This window comes from Alcanivorax sp. HI0044 (assembly GCF_001634945.1).
On record NZ_LWEZ01001568.1, the window covers coordinates 1 to 1,098 of the forward strand.

The window sequence follows — 1,098 nt, forward strand, 5'->3', positions numbered from 1 at the left end:
TTACCTTGCATTGGGGTCCGCTTTCCTCAAGCGCTAATGGCCCGGGGGTCGCCGTCTTTACGTGGCTGTTGCTGCTTTCAGAGGTTCCCTAGACCTTTTCCCCTTTAGATGTCGGCTCACGGGAAAAAATGCCGATGATCGGCGTCCCCTGAGCCCGTAGAACCGGTTCGATATCCCGGTGCAGGGCGTGGTATTGGTAGAACGGCACCCGTGGAAACAGGTGATGGATGGAATGGAGGTTCTGGCCCAGCCAGAACCATTCCAGTGGCTTCATCCAGCGGGGCATGATCAGGCTGTTGGTGTTGCGATAACGCTCGCTCACCTTGTAAGGGTGATGGGGGCGATAGGCAAACCAGTAGGCGGTGAATAGACCGCCGGTGTAATAGCCCAGCAAGAGCACGGCCACGGTGCCGGGCTCGTCTACCATCGCCAGAAAGGCAACCCGCCAGCCCAGTGATACCACCAGCTCAGCGCAATAAATCAGCTTTTCCGTCAACGACGCACTGCCCCAGCTGTGTTGCACAAAAAAGGTATTCTGTACCCACTGGAAACGCAGCCCGGTGGTCAGCAGTCCTAATGGTCCTTTCTGCATCCCGCTGATAATAAAGTCAGGATCCTTGTCCGGCTGGTTGGTATAGCGGTGGTGGGTGAAATGCTCGATGCGGTGCGAGGCGTAGGGGATCGCAATAATGGGCGCCACCAGATAGCCACACAGATCATTGAGCCACTTGCGGCGGTCATTCTGGCCGTGAATATTGCCGTGGGCGGCTTCGTGCAATGGGGTATAAGACATGTAGGTTAGGGCTGCCACCAACACAAAGGCGCTCCAGGCGGGCAGGGTGCCATTGGCAAACAGTGCCAGAGTGGCAATAAAGGCGGCCACCACAGCCGCCGTCAGCACGATTGTTGGCCAGGCGGTTTTCCCCATATAGTGCTTGGCGCAGGCAATGGCCTGCTTGTTCAATGTGGCGGCGTCCATGGTGTTGCCTTTTGTTGGTATCATCAGGGTAAACACTACGTTGACGGCACTGAAACCAGAATAGCTACCGTGGCCAATCGCCCTGCAGAAGTGGCCAGGGTGGACGGGGCGGGCCGACG

Annotated in this window: 1 protein-coding gene; it reads right to left on the reverse strand. The window is 57.4% G+C overall.

What is annotated here, in order from left to right:
• Positions 1–88 precede the first annotated feature (88 nt).
• Positions 89–1,098, reverse strand: a 1,010-nt coding sequence (locus A3730_RS23615) for a fatty acid desaturase (RefSeq protein WP_369819117.1), incomplete at its 5' end; no start/stop codon positions are given.